The organism is Mucilaginibacter sp. P4_E8 (assembly GCF_056401495.1).
Genome location: NZ_JBFUJG010000169.1, coordinates 1 through 9,485, shown reverse-complemented (window position 1 = coordinate 9,485; position 9,485 = coordinate 1). Strand labels below are relative to the sequence as shown.

Genomic DNA, 9,485 nt, shown 5'->3' with positions numbered 1-9,485 from the left:
AAAGATACAGATGGGAAAAATGCCCATCTGTTATCTGCCGGAAAACGAGAGGATGCATCATATCTGGCATTTGCCTCCAGCAGATATTTTTCCTGATAATCGTAATTTAATCGTCCGTAGTATGAGTGTAATGCATAAATATTGCTTGTTCCGTTGGCTAATTGTGATGATATGGGCCCCGCGTCAACTTCCTGCAGGGTATTGGTAGCAAAAGGCAAATTGCGGATGCCTTCTAAATTTTGTGATTTATTATATTCAACCTGAGTACCGGCCAGTAATTTGAAGTTGTGCTCGTTATTGATTGACCGGGTATAGGTAAGCTGTGTATAAGCGATTGGGTAAAAAGAATTGTTATCGGTTACATCAATACCTTGTCCGTTTACATCAAGCGTACGCTCAGGCGCGTCTGCAGGTTGTGCAAACCAGTTGTATTGGTAAATTACGGGCTTAAAATCAGTGGTTTTATTAAAATCAAAGTTAAAACCGGCATTGGTGCGCCATTCCAGGCCCTTCAACAGGCGAATATTTAAGAAGAAACTGCTTTGAATGTAATAGTCGTTTTGCTTATTGATAGCATTCTGGGCAATAGCTATCGGGTTTTTATTGGGTGTTTGAACGCTTGGAAACAMCGAATTTACATACCTCCCACTACCGTCAGGCAATATAGGACCATATAAAGGAGTTTGTGACAGTGCCGATAAGAACTGGTCCTGGCTGCCTCTTGAGGTAAAACCTCTTTCGCTATAATTTAAAGTAATATTTGAACCAAATGTTGCCCATTTATTTAATTTAGAATTCAGGTTAAACTGCAGGTTGTATTTTTTATAATAATACCCAAGCATAACATCGGGCTGATCAACAAAGCCTAAACCTACATTATAGGTAGTGCCATTACTACCACCACTTATACCCAAATGATGTGTTTGTACCTTTACTGTGTTAAATATGGCATCAAGCCAATTGTAATTTGGATATAACTTAGGATCTGAAGGATTTTGATAAAGTGCGATTTGAGCATCCGTAAATTTGTTGGGATAGTTTGAATTAGCGGCTGCCTGGTTCCATAGGGTCATGTACTGTGCCGAATTATAGATCAGATCAGTAGGTAATGCGGTTGGCCTGGTTATCCCCAGGTTATAATCATATGAAAGTTGCATTTTACCTTCCTTGCCCTGCTTGGTAGTTACCAGTATAACACCGTTGGCCGCACGGGTACCATATATTGATGCCGATGCCGCGTCTTTTAATACAGTTACTGATTCAATGTTTTGCGGGTCGAGCGCGGTAAGGCTCCCGGGTAAACCATCAACTATAACAAATGGCGAATTACCCGCGCCGCTAAAAGTACCGTTACCCCTTACACGCAACGTTGTACCTTCATTACCTGCCTCACCTGATCCCTGAACAACAGACAATCCGGGCAGTTTTCCCTGTAGCAATTGTGTAGGATCAGTTGCTACCCTTTTATTTAGTTCGGTACCCGAAACCGTAGCAACAGCGCCTGTTAAATCGGCTTTCTTTTGTGTTCCATAGCCAACCACAATTACCTCACTCAGGTTATTGGTAGCATCCTTCATCGTAACGTTGATCAGTTTCTGGCTACCAACCGCTACTTCCTGCGGTTCAAAGCTCACGTAGGTAAATACCAATATGGCGCGTTCATCAGGTACTTTTATAGTATAATTCCCTTGTACATCAGTAACCGTACCCGCTGATGATCCTTTTATTTTCACATTAACACCTATTAGTGGCTGTCCTTTTTCATCAACCACTTTACCCTGAATATCAATACTGGCTTTTACATCAGTTTTAACGGTTTCCTCTTTTTGTTTAATAATTATGGTTCCCTGTATTATCTTATAAGTAATAGGCTGATCGCGAAAACAGGCATTTAACGCATCTTCGATCTTTGCGTGATCCATATCAAAGTTCATTAGCTTGATACGCGACAGATCAGGCTTTACATTAACCAGGATAAGATGATACCCACTTTGTTTTTCAATGGATTCCAGGACCTTTTTGAGCGATACGTTCTTTTCATGAAGCGTAACAGTTTGACTGAAACTTTTAGCGCTTACACTGGCAAAGGCGGTGATCATGATGATGGCAATCAATTTCATAATCAATAAAACTTTAGTTATAGCGGGGCATCTGCCCGGTATGGACTTAAAAATGAATTTCATACTTTTGTACGGTTTGGGTTAACGTCTAATTTTCAATTATGCTGTCAGGGATAATTGGTTTGCCCAGATACAACCGGGTGAGTGTTACAGCACTTCCCGGTTTTTTAGCATCGTTCTAATAAAAAGCGTATTATATACAGATACTGCTATAATTACGCGCGGAATATGTTTCCTTTATGGTGTGGCGGGTATTCGTTCTCTCATCATTTTTTAATTTAATTGAATAATTGGTTATAGTTTATGATATGGGTTAATCTTCTCACACATTAACCCGGTCATTTAGTTATGATTACTTTTTTGCCGTTGACATTAAAGTTCAAACCGGCATATTTTAATATATTGATGAATCCATAAAAATCAACCCTGCGCGACATTTGGCCGCTAAACTGAATTTCAGGGATCTTACCTTCATATACTACGTCAAAGTCATACCATCGCGAGGCCTGTTGCATTATGCCTTTGATGTCTGCATTTTTAAACATAAACAGGCCATTCTTCCACGCAATCTCTTCATCAATACTGATATCGCTGGTTATTTTTTGCTGTCCAAGATCATCAGTTATGGCTTGTTGCCCTGGCTTGATCACGTTAATCGCTGTCTGCGACTGCACCCTGACGGCACCTTCCAGCAATGTAGTTTTACTGCTTTTTTCATCATCATAAGCCTTTACATTAAAATGAGTGCCTAAAACCTGCACTTCTGTCTTGTCGGTTTTAACAACAAATGGCATACGGGCATTTTTGGCAACTTCAAAATAAGCCTCGCCGGTTAAATACACCCTTCGCTCGTTCCCTGAAAACGCAACCGGATACCGTAAAGTAGAGGCAGAATTCATCCAGATCTTTGATCCATCGGCCAATATTAACTGATACTCGCCCCCACGCGGAACTATAATGGTGTTGTATACAAGTTTTTGGTCTTCAGCAGATTGTTGTTTATTATTTTTATAGGCAAGCACATTATTTTGGTTGGATACAGCAGTGCCATCATTTTCTTTTAAGGATAGGTTTGAATGTTTTTTAAGCGATACTTTTTCGCCATTGCCCAGCACCAATATAGCGTGGTTACTCCCCGGATGAATTTGCTCATGGGCTATGGATTGGTTAGCAGTGTTTTTTGCCTGCTTACTGTATTCGCGATATAGTAACATAGAAGCGGCTGATACCAATACAACAATAGCTGCATATTTTAATAATGGCAGATAGTTAAAGCGTTTTTTTTCTTCCTTTATATCCAACCTTTCCTGAAGTTTTTCCCAGGCTTTGTCATTATCAAATGAATTCCACAGCTCCATCTGTTTTTCGAGATAAGCAGGATTAGTTAATTTTTTAAAATGCGCACGGTTATCGGCACTTTCCTTTACCCATTCCTTTAACCATAAGTTCTCTTCCGTCGAGATATCGCCGTTTAAGAGTTTGCTGATCAATTCAGCAACATAAAAGTCATGATCGTTTTTTTCCATTTGATACTATACAAACAGCTATATGCGCCCAGCGGGTGACAGCTGATGAAAATTTTTTATTTTTTTTGAAAAGATTGAGCCCGAGGGGTATCGGAAAAACTATCTCTTGAGCGATAGCGAAAACCCTTATAGTGTTCATATGTACACCCGTGAACGCTCATGAACACTAATCAATATCTGATAATCAAGCATTTGAGATTATGACTGTACTGACAAAATACTGCACTTGAGGTACACCTGGGGCGCGCCAATGCATGATATCAGCCGAAAAGAAAATGGTCTTGTTATAAAACTTTGGACATTAAAAGTACCAAAGCAGTTGGAGAGTGTTTTAATATTTCGCGCAGGATACGCAGGCTCCTAACCTTTTGTGTTTTAACCGTATTGATAGAAACGTTCAAATAATCTGCAGTTTCCTGGTTACTAAGCCCTTGAAAATAGCTAAGATAAATTACCTTTCTATAGCTTTGAGGTAATTGTTGTACAGCCTGTTGAACCTCTTCTAATACTTCGGCTTCAATTAAATGGTAAATAATATTTGTTTCATCGATCTCTTCAACCTGATCACTTTCAAACTTATCAACAATTTTTTGGTGCTTATAAGTATTGATACAACTGTTTTTTGTAGTTAAGTACAAAAAGGCCTTTATAGCATTCAAATTATTAAAGCTATGCCGGCGTTCCCATAATTTTATAAAAGCATCCTGAACAATATCCTCAGCACAATCTTCATTTACAATGCCAGCAGCAAAATAACAGATCCGCTTATAAAACATGTTAAAAACATGATTAAAAGCTTCCTTATTGCCATTTTGGAATGCCGACATTGAAATTGTTTCGGGCATAAGTGTTAGATTTTTAAGTTTATCAATGTTAAAATTAAACAATAAAATTAGTGTTTAGCATTTTGACCTGCATCGGCCAAATTAAGCGCATGTGGTGTAACCGTCGTATTGCTTACCTCGTCAGCCCCTATATCAAACGGCGCAACCCTTGCCTGCCCGTCCATATCAACAGTAACCTCCGGGTATGATCCTGAAGCGTGGTCAACAGCAGGGCTTCCCTGCTGAATATGATAGGTACCCGCAGCGGTTTTAACTAATTTGGGATCAACCGTAGTATATCCTTCTGACGGAATATTACCAATGTCCTTAACATGAAACACTATATTTCCCTGCCATTTTGAATCCGTATACGGCCCCGATATAGAAGCTGCCGGTCCACCACCCTGGATAATGTTATTAGCAATGGTAATATGGGTAGCCCCCATACCGTTCTTACGGCCTGTTTGAACAATATTATCTTTATTATTAACCAATGTATTAAAAGCGATCAGCACCCTGTCTGGCCGGTCATGAGCGGTTAGCTGTGCGCCATCTGCCACTTCACCATCACCGTTACCAACCATAATGGCGGTACTGCAATTCTCAAAATAATTACTGTAAATCAGATGATCATCACCAAAGATCCTAAGTCCGGGAGTGTTAAAAAAGTAATTTCCATAAATCAAACTTTTGTTACCATGGCGTAAAGTAAATTGTGCCGGGCAATCGCGAATGGTATTATACCGGAGTGTTACGGCTGATGCTTTAACTGAGATGAGTTCATTTTCACCTTCGCACCGTTCAAATAAATTGTATTCAACTATGCTGTTACTTAATGATAAGCTAAACCCGCTTAGACCAAATTGAAGGGCTTCGGCACCGTTTTTACCACCCTGGCTGCTAAAATTATTGAAATAATTATGATGAATATGTAACCTTTCGGCAATTTGTTTACCCTCGCCACGTATGGCTATAAACCGGCCGAGCGCATTTTTATTTTGAAAAGTATTATAATCAACCTCCTGATCGCTACCCGCAACAGTCAGGTCCTCGCCAACACCCGGGGTTTCAAAAACATTTTGTGTAAACCGGCAAAAACTTGTACCTATACCCGTTTTAGCCCTTGATGCTGCATGGGTAAATTTAAAACCACGTATGGTAATATAAGCTGCCGGGCTAACCAGGCTAAAGCCGCCCTTGCCAGTAATTTCGGCCTTGCCTAAGTTTTGTGCAGCAATGGTTATGGGCTTCTTCTCAATACCTGTATTATTAACAATAATATCTTCTGTAGTTGTATAAACCCCGTCAGTAAGCATAATCTGATCGCCAGGTTTAGCCTTGTTAATGGCGGTCTGCAAATCGGCAATTGAAGAAACCGTAATAGTATCGGCTAAAAGTATTTTTGGTAATAATAAAACCAAAACAGCAAGCAGGGTGCTCAAGGTGGCCTTGCATTTATTAAGGCAAATCACGGGGGCTGTAATATTCATTGTTTTAATTAATAGTTGTTAGGGTTGTCCATTTAAAGCACCATAACTACTGATCTGATACTGGTGTTAAAACCAGTTAATACCATTCCATTTATAATGAAAATCGTCAAAATCAAACCAGGAATTTACTATAAACTGTAATATATTACACCGTCACATCCAGACCGGCCAAAACATGGCCTAATTGGTCTCATTCCATCGGCTGCAGGGGCCTTAATCAAATACTACCTGGTTTATAATTGGTCAAAACTAAATTAGAGATAAATGTGAACCGAAGAACAGGAATTTTAATTAAAATACGCAAACGTTTCCGAAGTGATAAATTGGCCCCAATTGATTAATATAATAAACTGATTATATGATAGTTAAAAATTACTTTAAATGTTAATAATACAATTATAAACCATATTTATCAAAAGCAAAACGCCTTAAATAAATCATTTAAGGCGTTTGCTTTCAAAGTTTTATTTAAAAAACTACATTTAAATTATTGCTTTGCCTGGATCAAAGCCAGCAGCTTGTTAAAGATATCGGTATTAGGATATACACCTTTAAAATCACCCGAATGGGGTCCATAAGCAAAAACAGGAACAGGGGTGCCCGTATGGTCATTGGTACTAAAATCGCCCCAAACGTAACCATTAGCAATACTGCCGTCAAGTAGGGTTAAACCACCTGTTTCGTGATCGGCAGTTACAATAACCAATGTTTCGCCATCCTCATCAGCAAAGCGTAAAGCATCACCTACCACCCGGTCAAAGTCGGCATTTTCAGTAATTATCTGTTTCAGGTTATTGTTATGGCCGCCATGGTCAATCTGCGAACCTTCAACCATCATAAAAAATCCTTGTGAATTGTTTTTAAAAACACCGGTTACCTTGTTAAAAGCCTGGGGCAAATAATTCCCCCTACCCTCCATTTTTGGCCGGGTTACACTGTCATCCACCAATGCAACGATCTTTTTTGCCGGTGAGTTCAAAAACTCATCAAAATTGCGGATAATGGTATAGCCTTTTTGTTTCAATTTATCCAAAGGCGTTTCACCATTAACCTTTTGTGTAAAATCTTTATACCCCGAACCCAGCAAAATATCAATGGGTGTTGAAACCATATCATTGGCTATAGCGGTAGCATTGGCCCGTTCTGATTGATGTGCATAAAAAACCGCGGGAGTAGCATCGGTTAGTTCGCAGGCAACAATATCCGCGGTTTTCTTTCCGGCTTCGGCGCTGTATACTGCCAATGATTTTAACGGTTTGCCCGATGGATCAACTCCAACTGCCCGGTTATCTGTTTTTTGCCCGGTAGCAAAGGCAGTGCCTCCAGCTGCAGAATCAGTAATATAAGCATCGGCCGAATTAGTTATGGAGAACCCAATATTGAGCATTTGAAATATATTCAACTGCCCGCGGTTGGCGGTATAGGTAGAATATATTTGTGCCAAACCCATACCATCGCCGATACATAAAATAATATTTTTAACCTTTTTAGTTGAACCGTCAGAATTATAAGTTGGATGATATACCTGGTAAGGCGCTGGCGATACATATTCATCATGTGGTTTCTTATTCAAAAAGTCGCCCAACTCCTCTACTTTATCCGTACCAATCACATCAACACCTAACCTGATCAAAGCAAGCCAGCTGCTTTTAGTATCGGGGGTTTCCCAAAAACGGATCATTTTCCCGGAGTTGTGTACACTATCAATCCCACTCTTTATCCTGCTGATCTCATCACGGTTCAATACTCCCTTGCCATTCCATTTGGTGTATTTACCAAACGGAAAACTTACCAGCCCTATCCTTTGCCATTGCTTAGGTGTAAATCCATTTAAATGATCTACATCAAAAGATATCCAATCAGGATAATTATTCAGTTCAGCTGCCGGAGGTACCGCCCCGGTCATTACGATGGATAATCTGCCTGGGTGCCCCGAATAGGAGAAATATTTTTCAAGCGGCTTCAGTTCTTTTATTACCAGGGGTAATATTGCTTTATGATCTTCTTTTATTTCGATCAGCAATCTTAGTTTTCTTTGGTCATCACGCTTAAACTTTTCAATTAAGGGATCAATATATAAGATTTTTAATGATCTGCTGGCACTAATATCTTTTTTATCATGGGCCACTATAAGCTGGCCGTTAACGGCAAATACATCAGCCTCAATGGAGCCAAAACCTTTTTCATAAGCCCGTAAAAAAGGAATGTTATTCTTATAATCATTATGAGAATGAGCATCGGCAACAGTATATTCTCTTGTTTGTGCGTTTACCGTTATGCAGATGCTTGCCAATAGCCCTAATACTGTAACTCCTTTTGTAAGTTTATTCATGTTAATTATTTAATGTAAAACCGCGGTGCAATATAAAGCAGTTTTAATTCCGGCCAAAGAAACTGTTATGTTGTTAACGCAAAATAAAATAAACATTAAAGCTTAAAACCTGTGTAGATATTAACTACAACCAAATTTAGAAAGAGCAGATAGGATTTTGCTTGCTATTGATTATTTAACATCCTGATTTGTTTAGCATTAAGGTTATTTTTATATTTAGTACTTAAATCCTGTTCACACTTAAAAATCATCCCCATGCCTAATCATCTTTCAATCCTTGGAATTATTCACACTATAATCAGTGTGCTCGCAATCATCGTTGCCGTAGTAGCTTTATTTCGTTACGGGAAAATAAGCCCCGGAACCAAATCCGGCAGGTTATACGTTATTTTAACGATTATTACCTGTCTTACCGGATTTCCGATCATGAAAACCGGGCACCCTTCTGCCGGTCACGCACTTGGTGTAATTATCCTGGTATTGCTGCCCATTGCTGTTTATGCCCGGTCGATCCGTTTTTTTGGAAAAAGTGCCGATTATGTACAGATCATCCTCATGTCGTTAACACTTTTTTTCTCTATGATCCCGGCAACGGTCGAGTCATTAACAAGATTGCCAATTGAACAGCCATTGGCCAGCGGCCCAGATTCACCGGTAGTAAAAATGTGGCTGGGAATTTGGTTCGTGGTGTATTTAGTTGGTACAACATACCAGATCATCAAGTTAAGAAGCCGAAGAAAAGCGGCAGGAACASCTGATGGTACTGTTAACCTCGGTTAAATTATTATAATATATATTCTTAAAATGGGTTAATGATCATTAACCCATTTTTTGTTTAACCTGCCCTTATTTTACATTAGATAAATACTCCAGGTTAATTATAAGTGGAGAGGCTGACCTTTACCGGCACTAACTTTTTTGTGGGGCCATAATCATTTATCTGTCCTTTTGCCTTTTTCAAAACCATTTTCTGAGAAATTGCAGGCGGTACGCCAACGTACCAGTTAATCTGATTACTGGCTTACTAATAATGCATCTGCTCACAAAAAAATCCGTAGGCCGCGAGTACTTGCTTTATTAAATCGGGGTCATGATAAAGGCTTTCTACACGCAGTACTTTATCTTCGTCTGTAAGGTCAATTGTCCAGCTTGTTTCTCCAAAAACCGCATCAAGTACATTGGCTATAAATTCC

At 39.3% G+C, this 9,485-nt stretch carries 6 protein-coding genes; 1 reads left to right on the top strand and 5 read right to left on the bottom strand.

The genetic code is table 11. The features are described from left to right. The 5 genes from AC1DRQ_RS27440 to AC1DRQ_RS27420 form a co-directional block, all read right to left on the bottom strand. Positions 1-2,120 (bottom strand): SusC/RagA family TonB-linked outer membrane protein (locus tag AC1DRQ_RS27440; RefSeq protein ID WP_477428683.1); only part of this gene is annotated, 2,120 nt, incomplete at its 3' end. 338 nt (positions 2,121-2,458) lie between these two features. Then, positions 2,459-3,646, bottom strand: coding sequence for a FecR family protein (locus AC1DRQ_RS27435; RefSeq protein ID WP_477428681.1), 1,188 nt, complete (start codon positions 3,644-3,646; stop codon positions 2,459-2,461). A gap of 284 nt (positions 3,647-3,930) precedes the next feature. Beyond that, positions 3,931-4,491, bottom strand: coding sequence for an RNA polymerase sigma-70 factor (locus tag AC1DRQ_RS27430; RefSeq protein ID WP_429401892.1), 561 nt, complete (start codon positions 4,489-4,491; stop codon positions 3,931-3,933). A gap of 47 nt (positions 4,492-4,538) precedes the next feature. Further along, positions 4,539-5,960, bottom strand: coding sequence for a polysaccharide lyase 6 family protein (locus tag AC1DRQ_RS27425; protein WP_477428678.1), 1,422 nt, complete (start codon positions 5,958-5,960; stop codon positions 4,539-4,541). A gap of 487 nt (positions 5,961-6,447) precedes the next feature. Then, on the bottom strand, positions 6,448-8,292 hold the full coding sequence (locus AC1DRQ_RS27420; RefSeq protein ID WP_477428676.1) for an alkaline phosphatase: 1,845 nt from the start codon (positions 8,290-8,292) through the stop codon (positions 6,448-6,450). A 303-nt stretch (positions 8,293-8,595) separates the two neighbouring features. On the opposite strand from AC1DRQ_RS27420, the gene AC1DRQ_RS27415 reads away from it, so the two are divergent. Then, positions 8,596-9,072, top strand: a complete 477-nt coding sequence (locus tag AC1DRQ_RS27415) for a hypothetical protein (protein WP_477428674.1) — start codon at positions 8,596-8,598, stop codon at positions 9,070-9,072. Positions 9,073-9,485 lie beyond the last annotated feature (413 nt).